The sequence below is a fragment of the Pseudomonas marginalis genome, from assembly GCF_001645105.1.
Classification (GTDB): domain Bacteria; phylum Pseudomonadota; class Gammaproteobacteria; order Pseudomonadales; family Pseudomonadaceae; genus Aquipseudomonas; species Aquipseudomonas petroselini.
Genome location: NZ_LKEG01000057.1, coordinates 49953 through 72627 on the forward strand (window position 1 = coordinate 49953; position 22675 = coordinate 72627).

The window sequence follows — 22675 nt, forward strand, 5'->3', positions numbered from 1 at the left end:
GCGACGAAATAGCATTTCAGATTCATCTCTTGTCGCCGATACAGCCCTACACAGCAGCTGGCTCCAAAATCAATAACCGTCCAGCACACCCCCATTTTTTCCTGCGGAGCATTCAATGAACAGCTGGTTCGGCAACATCAGCGTCAACCTCAAACTCGGCCTGGGCTTCGGCCTGGTGCTCGTCCTCACCTCGATCCTGGCCCTCACCGGCTGGACCAGCCTCGGCGGCCTGATCGACCGCAGTAACTGGATGAGTGATATCACCCAGCTCAACGCGTCGTTGACCAAACTGCGAATCGTGCGCCTGCAATACATGCTCGCCAACGGCGACGAAGCCGTGGCCCAGAATGTACAGACCAGCCTGGATGCTTTCGCGGCCCAGCAACAGAAACTCCTGGACAGCTTCAAGAGCCCGGAAAACCTCAAGCTGCTCAACGAGCAGAAAGGCGTCATTACCGCCTATCAACAGTCCCTGAACAAAATGCGTGAGGCCTACCGTAACGGCAATGCCTCTCGCCAGGTGATGGGCGACAAGGCCGATATCGCCAACGCACAGATCGAAGCGTTGGACACCAAAGTGCAGCAGATGCCCGAAAGCCCGGAGCGTTTCAGCCAATTCCAGGCCGTGACACGAGCCAAAGAAGAGTTCATGTTGGCCCGCTATGAAGTGCGGGGCTACATCGCCAACGTCAGCCCGGACACCGAAGCCCGTGCCGCCGCACAAATTGAAAAAGCCATCAGTGGCTTGAAAGGTCTCAGCGCCGTATTCGGTGCGAGCGAGCAAAGCGCTTTGACTGCGCTTGAAACAGCCCTTGGCGCCTACCGCACGGCCGTGCAGAACTACAAGGCAGCCAACGCCAACATCGTCACCGCCCGTGCCGAGATGACCACACAGGGTGCCGACATCGTCACCATCAGCGACAAGCTGTACGAAATTCAACTGAACCGCCGCGATGCCGAAAGCGCCCAGGCCCGTAGCCTGCAATTGATCAGCACCTTGCTGGCGCTGCTGGTTGGCGTCATCGCCGCATGGGTCATCACCCGCCAGATCACCCGACCGATCCAGGAAACCCTGGCCGTGGTAGAACGCATTGCCTCCGGCGACTTGAGCCACAACATCCAGGTCACGCGCCGTGATGAACTGGGCGTGCTGCAACAAGGCATCCAGCGCATGGGCACTACCCTGCGCGAATTGATCAGCGGTATTCGCGACGGCGTGACGCAGATTGCCAGCGCCGCTGAAGAGTTGTCGGCGGTGACCGAGCAAACCAGCGCCGGCGTGAACAGCCAGAAGATCGAGACCGATCAGGTCGCCACCGCGATGCACGAAATGACGGCCACTGTGCAGGAAGTCGCGCGTAACGCCGAACAGGCGTCCCTGGCCGCCGCAGATGCCGATGGTCAAGCCCGCGCAGGCGACAAAGTGGTCGCTGAAGCCATCGCTCAGATCGAGCGCCTGGCCGCGGAAGTGGCCCGTTCCACCGATGCCATGACCCACCTGCAACAAGAGAGCAACAAGATCGGCAGCGTGATGGACGTGATCAAGGCTGTGGCCGAACAGACCAACCTGCTGGCCCTCAACGCGGCGATTGAAGCGGCGCGTGCCGGTGAAGCCGGCCGTGGGTTTGCTGTGGTGGCTGACGAAGTGCGCGGCCTGGCCCAGCGCACGCAAAAATCCACCGAGGAAATCGAAGGCCTGGTCGCCGGCTTGCAGAACGGCACCCAGCAAGTGGCCAACGTGATGAACAACAGCCGCAGCCTCACCGACAGCAGCGTTGAGCTGACGCGCAAGGCCGGTGTATCGCTGGAGAACATCACCCGTACGGTGTCAAACATCCAGTCGATGAACCAGCAGATCGCCGCCGCCGCAGAACAGCAAAGCGCCGTGGCGGAAGAGATCAGCCGCAGCATTGTGAATGTGCGTGATGTGTCGGAGCAGACTGCTACGGCGAGCGATGAGACGGCCAAGTCGAGTGTGGAACTGGCGCGGTTGGGTAGCCAACTGCAGCAGATGGTCAGTCACTTCCGGGTATAAAACCGCAATCCCTGTGGCGAGGGAGCTTGCTCCCTCGCCACAGGCAAACAGCCCCAGCCACTCACGGGGATTGCAAAAAAACCGCCCTACCCAGGCGGTTTTTTATTGCCTGCGATTTGCCCTTCAGCCCTCGCCTTCCTCGACAAACACCACCCGATTTCCAAACGGATCCTTGATGCTCATCTCCCGCGATCCCCAAGGCGTTTCTTCAACCCCGGGCTTGGCATACCGATAGTCCTTGCCCGCCAACTGTTGCTGATAGGCATCCACGCCTTGCGCTTGAATCCGCACCGCCGCACCCGGCGAGGCATCGCCATGGTGCTCAGTCAAATGCAGCACACATTCGCCCAGCGACACCTGCAAATACAGCGGGAAATTCGCCTCGAAACGATGCTGCCAATCCACTTTGAACCCCAGGAAGTCGACGTAGAACTCCAAGGCCTTGGCCTCGTCGAAAATTCGCAGAATGGGGGTGACTTTTCCTAAGTGCATGGTGACCGCTCCGTTTATGAGAACGCCCACTATAGAGACGAAAACCCACGACGCAAATCCCCACTGCGTGCCAGGAAACGACCCGGCCGCTGGCCATTCGCCTGCCCGTCGCTGTAGCTCAACACGCCGTTGACCCACACCCCATCGATGCCCTCGGCCGCGCGCTGCGGTTCCTTGAAGTCCGCCACATCACGCACGCGCAACGGGTCGAACAACACCAGGTCAGCCCAGTGTCCCTCGCGGATTTCACCCCGATCAGCCAGGCCAAAACGCGCCGCGGACAAGCCGGTCATCTTGTGCACAGCGGTGTGCAACGGGAACAACCCCACATCGCGGCTGAAATGCCCCAGCACCCGTGGAAACGCGCCCCACAAACGCGGATGCGGGAACGGATCCTCAGGCAAACCATCCGACCCCACCATCGATAACGGATGCGCCAGGATCCGCCGCACATCCGCCTCGTCCATCCCGTAATACACCGCCCCTGCCGGTTGTAGCCGGCGTGCGGCGTCCATCAACGAAACGTCCCACTCAGCGGCAATCTCCTGCAAATCGCGCCCGCCCATCGCCGGGCACGGCGTCGACCAGGTAATGGTGATACGAAACGCGTCCGTCACTTGTTTGAGGTCCAGGGTCGAAGAACTCGCGGCATAGGGGTAGCAATCACAGCCCACCGGATGGGTTTTCGCCGCCCGTTCCAGCGACGCCAACAGCTGCGGACTACGCCCCCAATTACCGGCACCGGCACATTTGAGGTGGGAAATGATCACCGGCACCTTGGCATGTCGGCCGATCAGAAACGCCTCGTCCATCGCCTCCAGCACCGGTTCGAATTCACTGCGCAAATGGGTGGTGTACACCGCACCGAACGCGGTGAGGGCCTCACTCAGTTGCAGCACTTCGTCGGTCTCGGCGTTGAATGCACTGGCGTAGGCCAGGCCTGTGGATAAACCGAGGGCGCCGGCTTCGAGGCTCTCTTGCAACTGCACGCGCATGGCGGCGATTTCATCCGCCGAGGCGGTGCGGTGCAGGTCGTCCATGTGGTTGCTGCGCAACGCGGTATGGCCGATCAACGCCGCGACGTTCACCGCAGGATGTGCGCTTTCTACTGCAGCCCGGTAATCGGCAAAACGCGGGTAAACAAACGCCTCACGCGTGCCCAACAGGTTCATCGGGTCCGGCGGATCGCTGCGCAAGCTCACAGGCGACGCGCTGATGCCGCAGTTGCCGACAATCACCGTGGTCACGCCCTGGCTGAGCTTGGGCAACATCTGCGGGTGGCGGATCACCACCGTGTCGTCGTGGGTGTGCACGTCAATGAACCCCGGCGCCAACACGCGGCCGGTGGCGTCAACTTCATGCTCGGCCATGGCCGTCGACAAATCGCCAATCGCTTCGATGCGCCCGTCGCGCAGCCCCACATCAGCGACATAGCCGGGCGTGTTGCTGCCATCAATGATCAGCGCCTGGCGTATCAACGTGTCGTACTTCATTTCAGTCTCCAAGCGGCAGGCTGTCAGGGCCACCGCGATAATCGTCCAGGGCCAGCTTGATCCGGCGCAGGCGCTCCTGGTTGTCGTCCGGCAGGGCCAAGGCCAGCTCGGTAGCGAGCAGGTCGATGGCCAGCAGCATGCCGTAGCGCGCCGCCGTGGGTTTGTAGATAAAGCTGGTTTCGGCCGGTTGCAGCGGCAGCAGCACATCTGCCAGTTGCGCCAAGGGTGAATCCGCAAGGGTGATGGCGACGATGCGCGCGTCGTAGTTGCGCGCCAGTTCCACCACGTCCAGCAGTTCGGGGGTGAGGCCGGTCAAGGAGCACACGATCAGCGCATGCTCCGGCCCCAGGGTCGCGGCCGTGACACGCATCATCACGGGGTCATGACAGGCGGCAATCGGATAGCCCAGACGCACCAGCCGTACCTGCAACTCATCGCTGCACAGGCTCGACGGGCCGCCCATACCGAACGCATGGATCATCCGCGCCTTGCCCAGCAGGTTGACCGCATCAACAAAGCTCGCCTGGTTGAACCCGGACAAGTGCTGGCGCAACGTCGCCTCGATATCCCCCAGGATCTGCCGATGAAACGCCGATTGCTCCGGTAACCCCGCAGGGTCGAGGAAGCGACTGCCGACCCCACTGGCCTGCGCCAATTGCAGGCGCAAGTCACGCAAGTCCCTACACCCCACACTGCGCGCGAACCGCGACAAGGTGGCCGTGCTGACCTCGGCCCGTTGGGACAATGCCTCCAGGCTGGCCGACGCGGCAAAGCCCACATCATCGAGCATCAGCTTGGCGATACGCCCTTCGCCGGCGCTGAAGGAATCCTGACGGGCGCGGATCTGGTAGAGGATGTCCATGGGGTCTCCGGGTTACAAAATGAGGCTCATAAAACAAGAGACAGGCCGTAGGTGAGACCGAATGCCACCACAGAAATCAACGTCTCCAGCACGGTCCAGGTCTTGAAGGTCTGGATCACCGTCATATTGAAGTATTCCTTGATCAGCCAGAAGCCGCCGTCGTTCACGTGGGAAAAGATCACCGAGCCCGCACCGGTGGCCAACACCAGCAATTCGGGGTGTGGATAACCCAGGCCCATGGCGACCGGTGCTACAACACCAGAGGCGGTGGTCATGGCAACGGTGGCCGAGCCCGTGGCGATCCGCATCAACGCGGCAAACAGCCACCCCATCACCAGCGGCGACAAGTGGAACGCGTGGGCCAGACCAAGAATTTCGTTAGTCACTCCGGCGTCCACCAGGATCCGGTTCAAGCCGCCCCCCGCCCCCACCAGCAAGGTGATGCTCGCGGTCGGCGCGAGGCATTCATTGGTGAACGTGAGGATCGACTCGCGGTTGAAACCCTGCGCAATACCCAAGGTCCAGAAGCTCACCAAGGTCGCCACCAGCAGCGCAATCACCGAGTTGCCGATAAACAGCAGGAACTGGTTGAAACCGGTGCCCGGCGTGGAAATCACGTTGGCCCAGCCGCCGATCATCATCAGCACCACCGGCAACAGAATGGTGCCCATGGTCAGCGTAAAGCTTGGCAAGCGTGTACGCGGTTCGCGGTCGATGAACTGGCGTTCCAGCGGATTTTCCGCCGGCAGGTGAATGCGCGGCACAATGAATTTGGCGTAGAGCGGGCCGGCGATGATTGCCGTGGGGATACCAATGAGGATCGCATACAGCACGGTCTGCCCCACCGATGCGTTATACGCCAGCACCGCCATCATCGCGGCCGGGTGCGGCGGCACCAGCGCATGCACCACCGACAGGCCGGCGACCATCGGCAAACCGACCATCAGGATCGACACGCCCACACGCCGCGCCACGGTAAAGGCGATCGGCACCAGCAGCACAAAACCCACCTCGAAAAACAGCGGCAATCCCACCAGAAAGGCGATGCACACCATGGCCCAGTGCGCATTGCGCTCGCCAAACCGGTTGATCAACGTACGCGCCACCTGCTCGGCACCGCCGGACTCGGCCATCATCTTGCCAAGCATGGTGCCCAGCGCCACGACCAGGGCGATATGCCCCAGGGTCTTGCCGACGCCCGCTTCGTAAGAGCCCATAATGGTGTCCGCCGGCATCCCGGCCATCAGCGCCAGGCCGATGGACACCAGGGTGATGACGATAAACGGATTGAGCCGGTAACGTGCAATCAGCACGATCAAAGCAATGATGGCGATGGCAGCGTATGCCAATAGCCCCAAGCCCGGTGATGCGGCCATGCGGTACTCCTCGGAAAGGGTCACGTCGAATGAGTTGTGAAACTCATAAATCATTACCGAGGAGTGTTTTCAATTTTTATGAAAGTAATTTTCGCCAACGGACAAGCGGTGTCGCGCTGGGATATGCCCGACAACCGTGTATGAAAATTCGAGGGGTGTTCTTACATGAAGATCAGACGATGCCGGAAACTCAACGTGCGCCATCGAGTCATAGAATGCGCCTCCACTCATGCCCAGGAACACCGACCATGATTCGCACCGCCCTTGCCGCCAGCGCTATGCTTCTCGCCCTCTGCGGCACCGCCTCGGCCGCCGACAACGCCGCCTTGAAAAAATGCATGGACAGCGCCAATACGACCGCAGACATGGTCGGTTGCAACGCCAAGGAAACCAAGGTGCAGGATGCGCGCCTGAACAGGGCCTACAAGACCGCCCTCGCCGCCCAGGAAGGCGCGCGCAAACAGCAACTGCAAGACGTGCAGCGCCTGTGGATAAAATACCGTGACGCCAATTGCGGTTTCGCAGGCTCCGCCACCGGCGGCACCCTCGACCAGGTCAACGGCTCCGGCTGCGTGCTCGACATGACCCAAACCCGCGCCCAAGAGCTGGAAGACCTGGTCGGGCCATAACTGCACAAGCCGACCTCCCGTGGCGAGGGAGCTTGCTCCCGCTGGGCTGCGCAGCGGCCCCAAAAACCTTCGCAGCGCTGCGCTCTGCAGACCAGCCCGGTAATGCAGAAGCGGCTCAATCAGTCGTGGTGAACTTTGGCACGCTTGAGCAACTTCTTGCAGCGCTCGGACAAATGCAGCACCCGCAAGTGCTTGCCCGCCTTGGTGTAACGCTCACGCAGGGTCATCAAGGCGGCAATCGCTGAATAGTCGACAAAACTCAGGTGACGGCAATCCAGCGTCACCTGGTCCGGGTCGTTGGCCGGGTCGAACTGATTCAAAAACGGCGTTGTCGAGGCAAAGAACAACGTGCCATGCAGGCGATAGAGCTTGCTGCCATCGGCTTCCAGGTGCTCATCCGCATACAGCTCCCGCGCTTGTTGCCAGGCGAAATTCAGCGCCGCAATCACGATCCCGCACAGCACCGCCGTGGCCAGGTCGGTGAACACGGTGATCACCGTCACCGCGATGATCACCAGCACGTCATTGAGCGGCACCTTGTTGATCACCCGCAGCGACGCCCAGGCGAAGGTCTGCTGGGACACCACGAACATCACGCCCACCAACGCCGCCAGCGGGATCCGCTCGATCAACGGCGACAGGAACAGAATGAACAACAGGATCATCACCCCGGCAAACACCCCGGAGAAACGCCCGCGCCCGCCGGAGCTGAGGTTGATCACGGTTTGCCCGATCATCGCGCAACCGCCCATGCCGCCGAATACGCCCGAAACCATGTTGGCCGCGCCCAGCGCCACGCTTTCACGGTCCGGGTAGCCACGGGTCTCGGTGATTTCATCGGTGAGGTTGAGGGTCAGCAGGGTTTCCAGCAGGCCGACCATGGCCATCAGGAACGCGTAGGGGGCAATGATGCCCAAGGTTTCCAGGTTCCACGGAATCTGCGGTAGCGCGAAGGTCGGCAGGCCGCCGGCGATGTGGGCCATGTCACCCAACGTGCGGGTCGGCAGGCCGAGCAGGTACACCGCCAGGCCGACGCCCAGGATCGCCACCAGCGCGGGCGGCACGGCGCGGGTGATGCGTGGCAGCAGGTAGACGATGGCCATGGTCACCAGCACCAGGCCGGTCATCACGTACAGCGACGTGCCCGTGAGCCAGTGTTCACCGCTCTTGAAATGCTCCAACTGCGCCAGGGCAATGATGATCGCCAGGCCGTTGACGAAGCCCAGCATCACCGGATGCGGCACCATGCGCACCAGCTTGCCCAGGCGCAACAGGCCGAAGGCGACCATGATCAGCCCGCCCAGCAATACCGTGGCCAGCAGATACTCCACGCCGTGCTGAACCACCAACGCGACGATCACCACCGCCATCGAGCCTGCCGCACCGGACACCATGCCAGGGCGACCGCCGAATAACGCGGTCAGTGTGCAGATGATAAAGGCGCCATAGAGCCCCATCAGCGGGTTGAGGTGAGCCACAAGGGCGAAGGCAATGCATTCGGGCAGCAGCGCAAAAGACGTGGTGAGGCCAGCCAGGGCATCGGCGCGCAGACGGGTGAGGTTCATGAGGTACCAGGGTAATGCGGGGGATAAGGCGGGGAATGGTACGGAATTGCGGCGAGGGGAGCTAGTCAGGGAGACCAAGTCGAACCCATCGGGGACAAGCCCCCTCCCACAGTTGACCGAGTTCCACGCTTGGAATGCCAACACATGTGGGAGGGGCGAGCCCCCGATGGCGACACCTCGGACTCAGGTGAACATCACACCATTTCGTGGCGAATCCACTCCACGACCGACGTACGCTTGGGCACCCAGCCCAGCAACTCACGGGCATGCTTACCACGCACCCGGCTGTTGGAGCCCAAGCCATAGTTGGCCATTTCATAGCCCCACTCGGCTTCAGCGTCGGCCAAAGGCCAATCCTGCGGTTTGCCCAGGTTCAGGGCTTCGGCAATCGCGGTGGTCATGTCGATAAACGACGCCTCGCCGCTTTCCACGAAGTAGAAGGTGCCCGGCACGTTCTTGGTCAGTGCCAGCAGGTACAGCGCCACCACGTCATCAATGTGCACGTTGGACCAGATGTTCTGCCCACTGCCCACATGGCGCACCACGCCGCTTTTGCGTGCCTGCTTGAGCAGACGCGGCAATTGCACGCTGTCGCGCTTCACGCCCAGGCTGTGGCCGTAGATCAGGGTGTTGCAGATCACCGCTGAATTCACGTCGTCATGGGCCGCCGCCAGGATCAGGTTGTCGATGGCCACGCGGGCAGCCTTGTCGACGGTCGGCTCCGGCAGATTGTCTTCAACGTAAATGACATCGCTGGACTTGCCACCCGACGCATCACCGACAATGCTCGAACCGCTGGTGTGCAGGAACGGCTTGTTCGAGCCCTGCAATGCCGTCAACAGGGTTTCCACGGCGACGCGATGGTCGCTGCTCGCGGCATTGATCACCGCGTCGGCCTTCTGCGCTTGTTCGGTCAACACGGCGTCGTCGTCAAGGGTGCCGATCACCGGGGTGATGCCCAAGGCGGTCATCTCAGCCGCTTGCTCAGCGCTGCGCACCAGGCCGGTTACCGTGTGGCCAGCCTTGACCAGGCCGGTGGCGATGGAACCACCGATAAAACCGGCGGCGCCGGTAACGAATACGTTCATGGAGAGTGCTCCTGACTGGGTAAGTGATGAGCTCAGTATCAAGGGCTCATCCCTGACGAATAAGCCCCTGCTGCCCAATTCACTCTTGCGTGCAGATCACGAATCAGCAGGCATACCGCGCCAGTTTGGCCTGGATAAAGTCGAGGAAACACTGGATGCGCAACGCCAACTGCGAGTTGCGATAGAACACCGCGTGGATCGGCTGGCGATAACCACTGTTGAACGCCTCCAGCACCGGCACCAGGCGACCGGCGTCAATATCGTCGACGGTCATGAAGTTCGATAGGCAGCAGATGCCCTGCCCTTCCAGCGCCAATTGCCGCACGGTTTCGCCGCTGGACGCCGCCACGCGGGGCTGGATCAACCAGCGGTCGCCCTCCACATGGCGCAGCGGCCAGTGGTTGAGGGTTTCGGTCTGGGTGAACCCCAGCAGCGTGTGGCCCGCCAACTCGGCGACCGTGGTTGGCGTGCCGTGTTGCTTGAGGTACTCGGGGCTGGCGAGGATATGCAACGGCGTAGAACCGAGCGCGCGCGCATGCAGGGTGGAGTCAGCCAGGGCGCCAATGCGAATGGCGATGTCCGTGCTCTGTTCCAGCAGGTCGATGATCAAGTCATCGCTGTTCAGCTCCAGCAGGATCTCCGGGTAGAGGCTGCGAAACTCGGCGATGTACGGCACGATCCCATGCAGCATGAACGGCACGGCAGCATTGATGCGCAGGCGCCCCGCCGGTTTCTTCTGGCGCGACGACAGGCGCTCTTCCAACGCCTCCATGTGCGCCAAGATCACCTTGGCCTGTTCGAAGAAGTACTTGCCCTCCTCGGTCAGGTCCATGCGCCGCGTCGTGCGGTTGATCAGCGTGGTGTCGAGCTTGGCCTCCAGGCGCGACAAGGTGCGGCTGACCGCCGAGGGCGTCTGCCCGACCTGCTCGGCGGCAGCGGAAATCGAACCGCATTCAATCACGCTGACGAAGATCTGTAGCTCATCGGATCGGGCTTTCACGGGCGCGCCTCGTTATCGGTTCACAGCAGCTTACACCGAGAAATTAAACACCTGCGCCAGATGCGGCTCGTAGCGCACCACATGAGCCTCGATCGCCGGGCGCTTCATCACGTCCCACTGATCAGCAGATGGCCGCCGAGCAACGCCATGCCGATGAAGAACACGCGCTTGAACAACAGCGCACTGATGCGCTGGCGCACCACCTGGCCCAACCACATGCCCAACAGCGCCGGCACCAGCGCCAGCAATGACGCGTTCAGCTCTCCACCGCCCAAAGTGCCGCGCCAGGCCAAACCGGCAGCGAGTGCCAGCGTCGACACGGTGAATGACAGCCCCAGCGCTTGCACCAACTGATCACGGCTCAAGCCGAGGGCTTGCAGATACGGCACGGCAGGAATCACAAACACACCGGTCGCCGAGGTGATGATGCCGGTGATCCCCCCGCACAGCGGGCCCAGCCAGCGTTCGGTGTGCGGCGCTACCTTGAACGAGGGCAGGAACAAGCCGCTCAGTGCATACACCAGCAACGCCCCGCCCAACGCATGAACGACCCAGCCACCCCCGTCCATGCCCAGCCATAACGTGCCAAGCCCGGTGCCGAGGAAGATCAGCAGCAGCATCGGCCAGAGGCGCTTGATCAAGGCGCTCAGGTGACCGCCGAATGCCAGTTGCCACAGATTGGTCACGGTCGAGGGAATGATCAGCAATGCGGCTGCCTGCGCCGGGAGCATAGCCAGGCCGAGCAGGCCCATGGCGACGGTGGGCAGACCGAGGCCGATCACGCCTTTGACGGTACCGGCCAGCAGGAAGGTGCCGATCACCAGCAGCGTCAAGGCGGGGCCGATATGTTGGTAGAACGCGAGGAAGGTATTCATGGGCGGATTGTCGAGCATTGAGGCGCGTTGGAAAATGCGCCATATACTGAGGCAGACTCTCGTTTTGCCTGAGGCTGGTGCCCATGCACTTTGACCTGATAGACCTGCGCCTTTACCTGCACATCGTCGACACCGGCAACATCACCGCCGGGGCGGCCCGCAGTCATTTGTCCCTGGCCGCCGCCAGTGCGCGTATCCGTGCAATGGAGGCGTCGCTGGGTATCGAGTTTTTTCAACGCGGCCGCCGTGGCGTCACACCCACGCCCGCCGGTAAAGCCCTCGCCCGTCACGCCCGGCTGTTGCTGCAACAGGCCGAGCACCTGCAACAGGACCTGGCGGCATACGCCAACGGCGTCAAAGGCCAGGTGCGCCTGCTGTGCAACACCACCGCCCTCAGCGAATACCTGCCCGAACTGCTGGCGGACTTTTTGCGCGAGCATCCTAACCTCGATATCGACCTGCAGGAGCTGCCGAGCCTGCGCATTACCCAGGCCTTGCGCCAGGGCACGGCAGACCTCGGGATCATTTCCGACGCCGTCGACACCCACGGCCTGCAAACCCTGCCGTTTCGCGATGACCCGCTGGTATTGATCATGCCGCTGGACCATCCGCTCACCACGCAACACGTGAGCTTCATCGACAGCCTCCAACACGACTACGTCGGCCTGGCCGCTGACAGCGCCCTGGCGGTGTACCTGGAAGAACAGGCGCTGCACGCCGGTTTCCGCTTGCAGACACGCATCCGTGCCGAGGGGTTTGATGGGGTGATTCGCATGGTCGCCCGTGGCGCCGGCCTGGGTATCGTGCCCCAGGCGGCACTGGAGCGTTGGCGTTCAGAACGTTGCTTCAAGGCCCAGCCGCTCACAGAGGACTGGGCCTGTCGCAGGCTACTGCTCTGCGCGCGCGCGTTTGAGCATCTGCCCGGTTACGCCAAAGCCTTGTTCGACGCCTTGGCCCTGCCCTTGCGGAAAAACCCGTAGTACACCGCCGACAGAATCAGCAGGAACGGCACGCCAAACACCAGGGTCATCTTGAACGCCTCGGTGAAATAGGTGGTGATCATTACCGCGCCCATCAGCACCAGGCCAAGCAGGGTGCTGTAGGGAAACAACCGCAGTTGGAACGACAGCTTCGGCCCGCCATGGCGCTTGCGGTAACGGCGGAAGCACAGGTGCGTGAGGAAGATCATGAACCAGGTAAAGATCGCGCCAAACATCGAAATCGCCATCATCAGGGTGAACGAGCTTTCCGGGTACACCACGTTCAGCAAGGTCGCCAGGGCAATGCCCGAGCTGGACAGCAGCAACGCGTTCAGCGGAATGCCGCTCTTGCTCAAGGCGCCCATTGACTTGGGCGCAAAGCCGGCGCGGGACAGGCTGAACATCATGCGCGTGGTGATGTAAAGCTGGCTGTTCATCGCCGACAGCGCCGCGATCAGGATCACGAAATTCATCACCCCGGTGGCGCCGGGAATACCGATGGTCTGCATCACTGTGACGAACGGGCTTTGGGTCTGCCCGGCCTGGTTCCACGGCACGATGGCCAGCATCAGCGCCAGGGTCAGCAGATAAAACACCACCAGGCGCACGAGGGTGGCGCGGAAGGCTTTCTTCACCGCCTGTTCCGGGTCCGCCGCTTCACCGGCAGCCACGGCAATCATCTCCACACTCAGGTAGCTGAAGATCGACACGATCACCGCGATCCACATGCCGCTCAGGCCATGGGGGAAAAAACCATCGTGGGCCGTGTAGTTCTGCACGCCGTAGTCCGGGTTGCCGGAACCGAATACCACGTACACGGCAAGGAGGATGAAGCCGACGATGGCGCTGATCTTGATCGTCGAGAACCAGTATTCGAAGTTACCGAAGGTCTTCACGCTGATGGCGTTGAGCAGGATCAGCGCGCTGGAAAACGACACGATCCACACCCATTCCGGCACGTTGGCGAACCAGTACTTCATGTACATCGCCACCGCCGTAACCTCGGCGCCCACCGCCAGCACAATCGCCGCCCAGTAGGCGTAGCGCACCAGGAAACCGGCCAGCGGGCTGATGTAGAACTCGGCGTAGGCGCCGAAGGAGCCCGAGGTGGAATGGGCCACCGTCATCTCCGCCAGGCATCCCATCAGCAGCAACGTGATCAACGCGCCGATGGCGTAGCTCACCAGCACACTGGGCCCGGCATAACCGATGGCGTAGGCGCTGCCCATGAACAGCCCGGTGCCGATGGCGCCACCGATGGCGATCATGCTCATCTGGCCGGAAGTGAGCTGGCGCCGCAGGCCCAGTTCGCGGTGGGTGATCTCGGCAAAGCCGGTGTCTGGCGTGGTCACGTGGTGTGCCCCTTTATTATTGTGATTGCACCGTTTGGATATTCACGCAGATCCCCTGTGGGAGGGGGTAAGCCCCCTGCCACAGTTTGATCGGCGTTGTGTCAGGTGACGCTGTTACGGACTTTGAATTGCGGCTGGTTCCAGGTGTGGTTGTCGAGGATGTCGCCGAGGATTTCCACGGCGTCCCAGACCTCAGTGAAGCTTGTGTACAACGGCGTAAATCCGAAACGCATGATGCGCGGCTCGCGGTAGTCACCGATCACGCCACGGGCGATCAAGGCCTGGATCACGGCGTAGCCTTCAGGGTGCTCGAAGCTCACATGGCTACCACGCCGGGCGTGCTCACGCGGGGTGATCAACACCAGTTCATGGGCCGCGCAACGCGTTTCCACCAGCGCAATAAACAGGTCGGTCAACGCCAGGGATTTGCTGCGCAAGCTGGCCATGTCGGTCTGGGCAAAAATCTCCAGGCCGCACTCCACCATCGCCAGCGAGGTGATCGGCTGCGTGCCGCACAGGTAGCGTGCGATACCGGCACTCGGTGCGTAAGTCGATTCCATGGCGAACTGCCGGGTGTGCCCGAACCAGCCCGACAGCGGCTGACGCACCAGGTCCACCAACGCCGGGTTGACCCACACAAATGCCTGGGAGCCCGGGCCACCGTTGAGGTACTTGTAGGTGCAGCCGATCGCGTAATCGGCACCGGCCTGATGCAGGTCGATAGGCACTGCGCCCGCCGAGTGCGCCAGGTCCCAGAGGCTCAACGCGCCACACTCATGGCTCAGGGCGGTCAGCGCCTGCATGTCGTACATGTAGCCGGTCTTGTAGTTGACGTGGGTGAGCATCACCACCGCCACGTCCTGGTCAATGGCCTGGGGCAATTCGTCCGGGCTGTTCACCAGGCGCAAGGAATAGCCGTGTTGCAGCAGTTCGGCCAGGCCCTCGGCGATGTACAGGTCGGTGGGAAAGTTGCTCGCCTCGCTGACGATCACCTTGCGATTCGGCTGGCGTTGACGCTGCACGCTCAACGCGGCGCTGAGCACCTTGAACAGGTTGATGGAGGTGGTGTCTGTAATCACCACTTCGCCGTCACGCGCACCGAGCAGCGGTGCCAGGCGGTTGCCCAGGCGCTGGGACAAGTCCGCCCAACCGGCGCTGTTCCAGCTGCGAATCAGGCCATTGCCCCACTCTTCGACAATCACCGCCTGCGCCCGCGCCAACGCCGCCACCGGACGGGCACCGAGAGAGTTGCCATCGAGGTAGATCACCCCCTCGGGCAAGGCGAACTGACTGCGCAATGGCGCCAGCGAGTCCTGCGCGTCGAGGGCTTGGCAATGGCTTCGAGTGGTCATGGGCTGTCCTGGTTTTTATAAGTAAGAATGGACCAAATTTTGAACGAAGTTTTAGAGAATTTTCGTGCAAAGTGACGGGCAACAGGCTAATTAAGCTGTAGGAAATTCGAATTTAACCCCCAAACACGCGGATTTATTCTAACCATGATTCTCGACGCCACCGACCTGCGCCTCCTGCATTTCCTGCAACAGGATGGCCGCATCAGCAACCAGGAACTGGCGGAAAAAGTCGCGCTGTCGCCCTCCGCGTGCCTGCGCCGTCTGCGTCTGCTGGAGAGCGAAGGCATCATCTGCGGCTACCGCGCGGTGCTGAATGCCGAGCAATTGGGGATCGAGCTGGAGGCCATCGTGCACCTGTCCCTGCGCCAGGATGTGGAGGATTGGCACGAGACGTTTATCAAGAAGGTGCAGGGCTGGCCGGAAGTCGCCAGTGCGTATGTAATCACCGGTGCCAGCAACTATGTGCTGCGGGTGCAGGCGCGCAACCTCAAGCACTTTTCGGACTTTATCGTGAACCACCTGAACCGCACGGCGGGGGTGATGGATATTCGCTCGGAGATTGTGTTGCAGAAAATCAAGGATAGGGATGAGGTGTTGGACCTGGTGGTACGCAAATAACCGCAACACCATCGGTCAAATGTGGGAGGGGGCTTGCTCCCGATAGCGGCGTATCAGTAGACCTATCAGTGACTGACACACTGCTATCGGGAGCAAGCCCCCTCCCACACTTTTTTACCGCGTTGATCAATCTTCCAGGGCACGGACGCGTTGCATGCGCTTCTGCTCCACCGGGGCATCCGCCACCTGCAACTCAAAGTCAAAATCAATCTGCGCAAACCGCCCTTCCACGCCAAACTCGCGCGCCAGCTGCGGATCCTCACTGAAGCGAATCTCGGCGATCAACTCATCCCGCGTCGCGTAGGCAAAATCATCATGCAGGTACGGGTCGTTCGAGAGGTTGATCTGCGTGGTCAGGTGCCGATGCCCCGGCGCCGAAATGAAGAAGTGGATATGCGCCGGCCGCTGCCCGTGGCGCCCCAGTTGATCGAGCAACTGCTGAGTCGGCCCGGTCGGCGGGCAGCCGTAGCCGGATGGCACGATACTGCGGAATCGGTAGTTGCCCTGGGCATCGGTCTCGATGCGTCGGCGCAGGTTGAATTCGGATTGCGTCGGATCAAACCACGAATACGTACCGCCGGTGTTGGCCTGCCACACGTCCACAATCGCCCCCGCCAACGGCTTGCCGTCGGTGTCGCGCACCTGCCCACGCATGAACAGCGGCACCGCGTCGTCCTGGCCATCGTCCAGCCGCGCCTCGACCTTCGATAACGGCGCACCGGCCACATACAGCGGGCCTTCGATAGTGCGCGGGGTGCCGCCGGATTTACCGGCTTCTTCATCAGCGGCGTCCATCAGCAAGTCCAGATAATGCTCCAGGCCCAGCCCGGCGGCGAGCAGACCGGCTTCCTGGTGCTTGCCCAGCTCATTGAGGTAATTGACCGCCTTCCAGAACTCTTCCGGGGTCACGTCGAGGTCTTCGATGATGTTCACGGTGTCGCGCAGGATCCTATAGATCAGCGCCTTGGTGCGCGGGTTGCCGGCGTCGTTAAGGTTGCCGCTGGCTTCTTCGAGAAACTGTTGGGCATGGGCAGTCTGGGACAGTCGGGTGGACATGGTGCATTCCTCATCTTGTCATTATTGGGTGCATCACCGACCTAGCGGTCGTCCTCATGGATCGACGACGGGTGCCGGCACAGAGCGTTCACTTCGATGGCCATGTAGGGGTAAAGCGGCAGTTGCATCAGCAGGTCGTGCAGCTCTTGCACGCTGTCGACGTCGAACACGCTGTAGTTGGCGTAGTGCCCGGCGATGCGCCACAGGTGGCGCCACTTACCTTGCTCCTGCAGCCGCTGCGCCAGCGCTTTTTCGTCAGCCTTGAGGCTGGCAGCGCGCTCGGGGCTCATGTCGACGGGCAGGTTCACGGTCATTTTTACGTGGAACAACATGGCAGGTGCCTCTTAGTGTTTGTCACGACGGAAGAACGCCAAACGCTCTTCATCGATGGCCAGGCCCAGGCCCGGTGCATTGGAGACATGCAGTTGGAAATCGCGGTACACCGGTGGCTCGGTGAGGATGTCTTCGGTGAGCAGCAGCGGGCCGAACAGTTCGGTGTCCCACGCCAGTTTGTTCAGCGTGAGGAAAGCATGCGCCGACGCCAGGGTGCCGATGCCACCTTCGAGCATGGTGCCGCCATACAGGCCGATCCCCGCTGCCTCGGCAATCGCCGCGGTGCGCAACACCGCGCGCGGGCCGCCGTTCTTGGCGATCTTGAGGGCGAACACCGACGCCGCGCCTTCGCGGGCCAGGTTGAACGCATCCTCGACACACTCGATGGATTCATCCGCCATGATCGGCGCCGGGCTCGACAGATTAAGCCGCGCCATGCCGCCACGGTTGTTGCGTGAGATGGGCTGTTCGATCAGGTCGATGCCGTTGTCGCCGAGCACCTTGCACGCCCGCAGTGCCACTGCTTCGTCCCAGGCTTGATTGACGTCAACGCGCACACTGGCGCGGTCACCCAAGGCCTTTTTGATCGCGAGCACATGGGCCAGGTCATGTCTGACTTCGCCAGCACCGATTTTCAATTTGAAGATGCGATGGCGGCGCAGGTCGAGCATCTTTTCCGCCTCGGCAATGTCCTTTTCGGTGTTGCCGCTGGCCAGGGTCCAGGCCACCGGCAGTGCCTCGCGCACGCGGCCACCGAGCAGTTCGCTGACCGGTAGGTTCAGGCGCTTGCCAAGGGCATCGAGCAAGGCGCTTTCGATACCGGACTTGGCAAACGTGTTGCCACGGATGCTGCGCTCCAGGCGCAACATGGCGGCGTTGATATTGCTGGCGTTCTGGCCGATCAGCAGCGGCGCGAAGTGGCGGTCGATGTTGACCTTGATGCTGTCGGGGCTTTCATTGCCGTAGCTCAGGCCGCCAATGGTGGTGGCTTCGCCGATGCCCTCGATGCCGTCGGCGCAGCGCAGGCGGATAACCACCAGGGTCTGGTTTTGCAGGGTGTGCATCGCCAGCGTGTGCGGGCGAATGGTCGGGAGGTCGACAATGATCGTGTCGATCGACTCGATGGGGCAAATCGGCATGGCTATACCCGCTGGGTTATTTTTAGGTTTGAGCCGATTCTGTCCCTTATCTTTAAAGGCTTCCAATATAGAATGGGTCTCAAGCAATACCCGCAAGGTATGAAAGGAGCCATTATGGAACTGCGTCACCTGCGCTATTTCCAGGTGCTGGGGGAAACCCTGAATTTCACCCGCGCCGCCGAACGCCTGCACATCGCCCAGCCGCCGTTGAGCCGACAGATCCAGCAATTGGAGGATGAGCTGGGCGTCATTTTGCTCGAACGTAGCCGACCGCTGCGGCTGACCGAGGCCGGGCGGTTTTTCTATGAACACGCCAATGCGCTGCTGGAACAACTGAACAAGGTCTGCGACAACACGCGACGTATCGGCCTGGGTGAAAAGACCTGGCTGGGCATCGGCTTTGCGCCTTCGACCCTGTACGGCGTGCTGCCGGAATTGATTCGGCGACTGCGCAGCCATGAGGCGCTGGAGCTGGAGTTGGGGCTGTCGGAAATGACCACCTTGCAACAGGTTGAAGCGCTCAAGGCTGGGCGGATCGATGTGGGGTTCGGGCGGATTCGTATCGACGACCCGGCCATTGTCCAGCGCGTGCTGGTCGAGGACCGGCTGGTCGCCGTGCTGCCGGCTGGCCACCCGCTGCTGGGCGCGCCGGCCACGCTGGCTCAACTGGCCGCCGAACCGTTTGTGCTCTACCCCGGCAACCCGCGCCCCAGCTATGCCGACCATGTGATCGCGCTGTTTGATGCCCATGGCTTGGGCCTCAAGGTGGCGCAGTGGACCAACGAGTTGCAGACCGCCATCGGCCTGGTCGGCGCCGGCATGGGCGTGACGCTGGTACCCGCCTCGGTGCAGGTGCTGCACCGCGCGGATATTGGCTATACGCCGATTGTGGAAGCCACGGCGACGTCGCCGATCATTCTCAGCCGGCGGGTGCATGATCAGTCGCCGGGGTTGAGTCATTGCCTGCAACTGGTGGAAGAACTGATCTGAGATGTCCCACACACTGAAGATCCAATGTTTAACTACCGCGCACACGCTTGCGCTGCAACGTCTGGCTCGGCGACTCATCGAACAGCTTGCGGTACTCCGCCGAGAACCGTCCCAGGTGGGTAAAGCCCCAGCCCAGGGCGATCTCGGAGATGGTGCGGGTGGAGCCGTGCTCAAGGATTTCCTGGCGCACGGCGCCTAGCCGGTACTTCTTCAAATAGGCCATGGGCGACAGGGCGAAGTATTTGCGAAAGGCATCGAACAGCTTGAACCGCGACACCCCCGCAGCAGCTTCCAGGTCTTCCAGGTGCACGGCTTCGCGGGCGTTGTCGTGGATGTACTGGCGCGCACGGATCAGGTAATGCGGCAGTTTCACCCCCAGGACATCGCGCAGTTCTTCGGAGTAGTTGTTCGGCTGGGCCAGGATCAGGCCCTTGATCAGCGAGCTTTCCAGGTCACGGGTAAAGGCAGCCTGCTCATACAGCTCGCTGCCGTGCTCCAGCTCGGCGATGAAGTAACGCGCCATGCGCCACCACGACGCCGACGCCCCCTCTACCGCGTCCATCACCGACTCAAAGCGCAACGGCGCTTCAATGGGCCGTTGCAGCAAACCTTCCAGCGACTCACTCATGGCCGCGCGCGTGATCACCACCTGCAACTTGCGGCAGTCGCCGGAGATCGCGAGCACCTGATGCTCGTTGGGCGAGATGATCACGCCCTGGTCGCGGTTGGAACTCAGGCGCTCACCGTTCTTGCTCAGCTCCTGCTCACCCACCAGGGGCAGGCTCAGGCTGTAGCTGCTGAAGTGCTCGGCGTCTTCGATGTCGATGGTCACGTCCGTGCCGTACTCGATCACGCCCAGGGTGGTGGCGCGGGACTTGAACACGTTGGCACTGTGGTGAAAACGCAGGCGCTCAGGCGTGGCGGTGGCCAGGCGATGGGGCCCGCAAATGCCGGACATCCAGCTGCGGGCGCCTTCCAGGTCGAAGCGTTGAATCGTTTGGCTGCTCATCAGGGTGCACCCACGGCGGTTAGGCTGTTGCGCGCTCTGGCGGCGCGTCGTTGGTGTAGGACAGCAAGTAATGCGCCACGCCAGCGCAATGGCCACTGGGTGGATAGCAACGGTCGATTAAGTGGATAAGAAGCGGTCTTTTCCGACAATTGCCCTGCCAGACAGTAGCGCATCCCGTCACCGTGCTGCACCGGGTTGGGTATTTGCTGCCCATTTTTCGGCCCAGGTTCCCCCATTAAGCGGATAGCCCGCGCCCTGCCCCGCTGCCTCTAATAAACCACCGATTAGCCCCTATCAAAAAGGTGCCTCCCATGAGTGGTGCAAGAAGCGTCGAGCAGTGGAAAACGTTTATCGAAGGCTGCCTGGACTTTCGCCCGGCAGACGAAGTATTCCGTATCGCCCGCCACATGTTCACCGAGCCGGAACTGTTCGATCTGGAGATGGAACTGATCTTCGAAAAGAACTGGATCTATGCCTGCCACGAAAGCGAACTGGCCCATAACCACGACTTCGTAACGATGCGCGCCGGGCGCCAGCCGATGATCATCACCCGCGATGGCGAAGGCCAGCTCAATGCGCTGATCAACGCCTGCCAGCACCGTGGCACCACCCTGACGCGGGTCGGCAAAGGCAACCAGTCCACCTTTACCTGCCCGTTCCATGCCTGGTGCTACAAGAGCGATGGCCGACTGGTGAAGGTCAAGGCGCCGGGGGAATACCCGGAGGGCTTCGACAAAGCCACACGCGGCCTGAAAAAGGCGCGTATCGAGAGCTACAAAGGCTTTGTGTTCATCAGCCTGGACGTGAAGGGCACCGACAGCCTGGAAGACTTCCTGGGCGATGCCACCGTGTTCTTCGACATGATGGTCGCGCAGTCCGCTACCGGTGAGCTGGAAGTGCTGCCCGGCAAATCCTCCTACACCTACGACGGCAACTGGAAACTGCAGAACGAAAACGGCCTGGACGGTTATCACGTCAGCACCGTGCACTACAACTACGTGGCCACGGTGCAGCATCGCCAACAGGTGAACACCGAGCATGGCGCTAGCGCAGGCAGCACCCTGGACTACAGCAAGCTTGGCGCCGGCGACGCCAACACCGATGACGGTTGGTTCGCCTTCAACAACGGCCATAGCCTGTTGTTCAGCGACATGCCCAACCCCAGCGTGCGCTCCGGCTACGCCACCATCATGCCGCGCCTGATTGAAGAACACGGCCAGCAAAAAGCCGAATGGATGATGCACCGCCTGCGCAATTTGAATATCTACCCGAGCCTGTTCTTTCTCGACCAGATCAGCTCGCAACTGCGCATCATCCGCCCCGTGGCGTGGAACAAGACCGAGATCATCAGCCAGTGCCTGGGGGTGAAAAACGAGTCTGACGCCGACCGTGAAAACCGCATTCGCCAGTTCGAGGATTTCTTCAACGTGTCCGGCATGGGCACGCCGGATGACCTGGTGGAGTTCCGCGAAGCCCAGCGCGGTTTCCAGGGCCGGCTTGAACGCTGGAGCGATATCTCACGCGGCAGCCACCGCTGGGAAACCGGCCCCACGCCGAACAGCGAAGCCATCGGCATCCAACCGGCGATGACCGGCACCGAATTCACCCACGAAGGCCTCTATGTGAACCAGCATCGCAACTGGCAGCAGTTCCTGCTCAAGGGCCTCGATAACCAAGCGCTGAAATTGCGGGAGGTGGAATGATGAATGCGCAATTGCAGTACCAGATCGAGCAGTTCTTCTACCGCAAGTCCGAGCTGTGCGATGCGCAGGACTGGGACGCCTATGTGCAGCTGTTCGACCCGCAGAGTGAATTCCACCTGCCGCAGTGGGACTCGGAACACGTCTACACCCGCGACCCCAAGCGCGAGATGTCGCTGATCTATTACGCCAACCGTTCGGGCCTGGAAGACCGCGTATTCCGCCTGCGCACCGGCAAGGCGGCGTCGGCCACGCCGATGCCGCGCACGTTGCACCTGATCAACAACGTGCGCATCGCCGAGCGGACGGAGGGCACGCTGGAGGTGAAACTGAACTGGCACACGCTGTTCTATCGCCTGGCCACGTCGGAGCAGTTTTACGGCCACGCCACTTACACCCTCAAGCCTGATGGCGACAGTTGGTTGATCACCCGAAAGCACGCGCTGCTGCTCAACGACACCATCAACTCGGTGCTGGATTTTTATCACCTCTAAAGCGCCCTTGTTGTGGTAGTGAGCGGGCTTTTTGTGGTGGTGATCGGGCTTGTTGTGGTGAGCGGGCTTGCCCCGCGCTGGGGCGCGCAGCGGCCCCTGGTGCAGGCACTACGGCTTGACTGGAGAAATGCGGTGACTTTATTGGGGCCGCTACGCGCCCCAGCGCGGGGCAAGCCCGCTCACTACAAAAAGCCCGCTCACCACAACAGGCCGTGCGTACGTCATAAATAGGCAGAG

21 protein-coding genes and 2 pseudogenes are annotated in these 22675 nt (G+C 61.6%); 8 read left to right on the forward strand and 15 right to left on the reverse strand.

Annotated elements, in window-relative coordinates; translation table 11 throughout:
- Window positions 1-250: 250 nt before the first annotated feature.
- Window positions 251-1180, forward strand: a pseudogene (locus tag AO064_RS31945) (methyl-accepting chemotaxis protein); the annotation flags it as partial.
- The gene (locus tag AO064_RS31950) at window positions 1172-2035 is read left to right on the forward strand and encodes a methyl-accepting chemotaxis protein (protein WP_370636473.1); all 864 of its coding nucleotides are present in this window, start codon (window positions 1172-1174) and stop codon (window positions 2033-2035) included. The pseudogene AO064_RS31945 and the gene AO064_RS31950, both read left to right, overlap by 9 nt.
- Before the next feature lie 123 nt (window positions 2036-2158).
- On the opposite strand, the gene AO064_RS27350 is transcribed toward AO064_RS31950, so the two are convergent.
- The 4 genes from AO064_RS27350 to AO064_RS27365 are packed head-to-tail and all read right to left on the reverse strand — an operon-like array spanning window position 2159 to window position 6258.
- Window positions 2159-2527, reverse strand: coding sequence for a glyoxalase superfamily protein (locus AO064_RS27350; RefSeq protein ID WP_010206499.1), 369 nt, complete (start codon window positions 2525-2527; stop codon window positions 2159-2161).
- Window positions 2528-2556: 29 nt separating this feature from the next.
- Window positions 2557-4020, reverse strand: coding sequence for an N-acyl-D-amino-acid deacylase family protein (locus AO064_RS27355; protein ID WP_064055189.1), 1464 nt, complete (start codon window positions 4018-4020; stop codon window positions 2557-2559).
- Between the two features lies 1 nt (window position 4021).
- Window positions 4022-4882, reverse strand: a complete 861-nt coding sequence (locus AO064_RS27360; protein WP_064055190.1) for a MurR/RpiR family transcriptional regulator — start codon at window positions 4880-4882, stop codon at window positions 4022-4024.
- 26 nt (window positions 4883-4908) lie between these two features.
- The gene (locus AO064_RS27365; protein WP_122256107.1) at window positions 4909-6258 is read right to left on the reverse strand and encodes a GntT/GntP/DsdX family permease; all 1350 of its coding nucleotides are present in this window, start codon (window positions 6256-6258) and stop codon (window positions 4909-4911) included.
- Window positions 6259-6506: 248 nt separating this feature from the next.
- On the opposite strand from AO064_RS27365, the gene AO064_RS27370 reads away from it, so the two are divergent.
- Complete coding sequence (locus AO064_RS27370; RefSeq protein ID WP_064055192.1) at window positions 6507-6887, forward strand: lysozyme inhibitor LprI family protein; 381 nt, start codon at window positions 6507-6509, stop codon at window positions 6885-6887.
- Between the two features lie 119 nt (window positions 6888-7006).
- On the opposite strand, the gene AO064_RS27375 is transcribed toward AO064_RS27370, so the two are convergent.
- From AO064_RS27375 to AO064_RS27390, 5 genes and pseudogenes are all read right to left on the reverse strand, one after another.
- A complete protein-coding gene (locus tag AO064_RS27375) occupies window positions 7007-8452 on the reverse strand; it encodes a SulP family inorganic anion transporter (RefSeq protein WP_015885853.1) in 1446 nt (481 codons plus the stop codon).
- Window positions 8453-8646: 194 nt separating this feature from the next.
- Window positions 8647-9540, reverse strand: a complete 894-nt coding sequence (locus AO064_RS27380) for an NAD-dependent epimerase/dehydratase family protein (protein ID WP_064055193.1) — start codon at window positions 9538-9540, stop codon at window positions 8647-8649.
- Window positions 9541-9643: 103 nt separating this feature from the next.
- Window positions 9644-10540 (reverse strand): LysR family transcriptional regulator, encoded by an 897-nt coding sequence (locus AO064_RS27385; RefSeq protein ID WP_064055194.1) that lies wholly within the window; start codon window positions 10538-10540, stop codon window positions 9644-9646.
- A gap of 30 nt (window positions 10541-10570) precedes the next feature.
- Window positions 10571-10654, reverse strand: a pseudogene (locus AO064_RS31420) (NADPH quinone reductase MdaB); the annotation flags it as partial.
- Entirely contained in the window at window positions 10648-11415 is a 768-nt protein-coding gene (locus tag AO064_RS27390) for a sulfite exporter TauE/SafE family protein (protein ID WP_064055222.1), read from the reverse strand. The pseudogene AO064_RS31420 and the gene AO064_RS27390, both read right to left, overlap by 7 nt.
- Window positions 11416-11498: 83 nt before the next feature.
- Here AO064_RS27390 and AO064_RS27395 point away from each other — a divergent pair, with 83 nt between their 5' ends.
- Window positions 11499-12395, forward strand: coding sequence for a LysR substrate-binding domain-containing protein (locus AO064_RS27395; protein ID WP_064055195.1), 897 nt, complete (start codon window positions 11499-11501; stop codon window positions 12393-12395).
- Here AO064_RS27395 and AO064_RS27400 read toward each other — a convergent pair.
- Together AO064_RS27400 and kynU are read right to left on the reverse strand one after the other, a co-directional pair.
- Entirely contained in the window at window positions 12341-13747 is a 1407-nt protein-coding gene (locus AO064_RS27400) for an amino acid permease (RefSeq protein ID WP_064055196.1), read from the reverse strand. The genes AO064_RS27395 and AO064_RS27400 overlap by 55 nt on opposite strands.
- Window positions 13748-13848: 101 nt before the next feature.
- Window positions 13849-15099, reverse strand: coding sequence for a kynureninase (kynU, locus tag AO064_RS27405; RefSeq protein ID WP_064055197.1), 1251 nt, complete (start codon window positions 15097-15099; stop codon window positions 13849-13851).
- Window positions 15100-15243: 144 nt separating this feature from the next.
- On the opposite strand from kynU, the gene AO064_RS27410 reads away from it, so the two are divergent.
- Window positions 15244-15717, forward strand: coding sequence for an Lrp/AsnC family transcriptional regulator (locus tag AO064_RS27410; RefSeq protein ID WP_015885860.1), 474 nt, complete (start codon window positions 15244-15246; stop codon window positions 15715-15717).
- A 126-nt stretch (window positions 15718-15843) separates the two neighbouring features.
- Here AO064_RS27410 and catA read toward each other — a convergent pair whose 3' ends face one another.
- From catA to AO064_RS27425, 3 genes are read right to left on the reverse strand one after another with little or no spacing between them, the layout of a single operon-like run.
- Complete coding sequence (gene catA, locus AO064_RS27415; protein WP_064055198.1) at window positions 15844-16773, reverse strand: catechol 1,2-dioxygenase; 930 nt, start codon at window positions 16771-16773, stop codon at window positions 15844-15846.
- 41 nt (window positions 16774-16814) lie between these two features.
- Complete coding sequence (gene catC / locus AO064_RS27420; protein ID WP_064055199.1) at window positions 16815-17105, reverse strand: muconolactone Delta-isomerase; 291 nt, start codon at window positions 17103-17105, stop codon at window positions 16815-16817.
- Window positions 17106-17117: 12 nt separating this feature from the next.
- Window positions 17118-18245, reverse strand: coding sequence for a muconate cycloisomerase family protein (locus tag AO064_RS27425; RefSeq protein WP_064055200.1), 1128 nt, complete (start codon window positions 18243-18245; stop codon window positions 17118-17120).
- A gap of 114 nt (window positions 18246-18359) precedes the next feature.
- Here AO064_RS27425 and AO064_RS27430 point away from each other — a divergent pair, with 114 nt between their 5' ends.
- A complete protein-coding gene (locus AO064_RS27430) occupies window positions 18360-19235 on the forward strand; it encodes a LysR family transcriptional regulator (RefSeq protein WP_015885864.1) in 876 nt (291 codons plus the stop codon).
- Between the two features lie 28 nt (window positions 19236-19263).
- Here the strand turns inward: AO064_RS27430 and AO064_RS27435 are convergent, their stop codons facing one another.
- Window positions 19264-20244, reverse strand: a complete 981-nt coding sequence (locus AO064_RS27435; protein ID WP_064055201.1) for an AraC family transcriptional regulator — start codon at window positions 20242-20244, stop codon at window positions 19264-19266.
- A gap of 311 nt (window positions 20245-20555) precedes the next feature.
- On the opposite strand from AO064_RS27435, the gene antA reads away from it, so the two are divergent.
- Both antA and antB read left to right on the forward strand, forming a co-directional pair.
- Window positions 20556-21947, forward strand: a complete 1392-nt coding sequence (antA, locus tag AO064_RS27440) for an anthranilate 1,2-dioxygenase large subunit (RefSeq protein WP_064055202.1) — start codon at window positions 20556-20558, stop codon at window positions 21945-21947.
- Window positions 21947-22438 carry an anthranilate 1,2-dioxygenase small subunit gene (gene antB / locus AO064_RS27445; RefSeq protein ID WP_064055203.1) on the forward strand — a complete coding sequence of 164 codons (492 nt, stop codon included), beginning with the start codon at window positions 21947-21949 and terminating at the stop codon, window positions 22436-22438. Before antA ends, antB begins: the two co-directional genes overlap by 1 nt.
- The last annotated feature ends 237 nt before the right edge of the window (window positions 22439-22675 follow it).

Bases quoted from the DNA above. Each gene is read 5' to 3' on its own strand.
- AO064_RS31950 (WP_370636473.1), top strand. From the start codon at position 1,172: ATGGGCACTACCCTGCGCGAATTGATCAGCGGTATTCGCGACGGCGTG.
- AO064_RS27350 (WP_010206499.1), bottom strand. From the start codon at position 2,527: ATGCACTTAGGAAAAGTCACCCCCATTCTGCGAATTTTCGACGAGGCC.
- AO064_RS27355 (WP_064055189.1), bottom strand. From the start codon at position 4,020: ATGAAGTACGACACGTTGATACGCCAGGCGCTGATCATTGATGGCAGC.
- AO064_RS27360 (WP_064055190.1), bottom strand. From the start codon at position 4,882: ATGGACATCCTCTACCAGATCCGCGCCCGTCAGGATTCCTTCAGCGCC.
- AO064_RS27365 (WP_122256107.1), bottom strand. From the start codon at position 6,258: ATGGCCGCATCACCGGGCTTGGGGCTATTGGCATACGCTGCCATCGCC.
- AO064_RS27370 (WP_064055192.1), top strand. From the start codon at position 6,507: ATGATTCGCACCGCCCTTGCCGCCAGCGCTATGCTTCTCGCCCTCTGC.
- AO064_RS27375 (WP_015885853.1), bottom strand. From the start codon at position 8,452: ATGAACCTCACCCGTCTGCGCGCCGATGCCCTGGCTGGCCTCACCACG.
- AO064_RS27380 (WP_064055193.1), bottom strand. From the start codon at position 9,540: ATGAACGTATTCGTTACCGGCGCCGCCGGTTTTATCGGTGGTTCCATC.
- AO064_RS27390 (WP_064055222.1), bottom strand. From the start codon at position 11,415: ATGAATACCTTCCTCGCGTTCTACCAACATATCGGCCCCGCCTTGACG.
- AO064_RS27395 (WP_064055195.1), top strand. From the start codon at position 11,499: ATGCACTTTGACCTGATAGACCTGCGCCTTTACCTGCACATCGTCGAC.
- kynU (WP_064055197.1), bottom strand. From the start codon at position 15,099: ATGACCACTCGAAGCCATTGCCAAGCCCTCGACGCGCAGGACTCGCTG.
- AO064_RS27410 (WP_015885860.1), top strand. From the start codon at position 15,244: ATGATTCTCGACGCCACCGACCTGCGCCTCCTGCATTTCCTGCAACAG.
- catA (WP_064055198.1), bottom strand. From the start codon at position 16,773: ATGTCCACCCGACTGTCCCAGACTGCCCATGCCCAACAGTTTCTCGAA.
- catC (WP_064055199.1), bottom strand. From the start codon at position 17,105: ATGTTGTTCCACGTAAAAATGACCGTGAACCTGCCCGTCGACATGAGC.
- AO064_RS27425 (WP_064055200.1), bottom strand. From the start codon at position 18,245: ATGCCGATTTGCCCCATCGAGTCGATCGACACGATCATTGTCGACCTC.
- AO064_RS27430 (WP_015885864.1), top strand. From the start codon at position 18,360: ATGGAACTGCGTCACCTGCGCTATTTCCAGGTGCTGGGGGAAACCCTG.
- AO064_RS27435 (WP_064055201.1), bottom strand. From the start codon at position 20,244: ATGAGCAGCCAAACGATTCAACGCTTCGACCTGGAAGGCGCCCGCAGC.
- antA (WP_064055202.1), top strand. From the start codon at position 20,556: ATGAGTGGTGCAAGAAGCGTCGAGCAGTGGAAAACGTTTATCGAAGGC.
- antB (WP_064055203.1), top strand. From the start codon at position 21,947: ATGAATGCGCAATTGCAGTACCAGATCGAGCAGTTCTTCTACCGCAAG.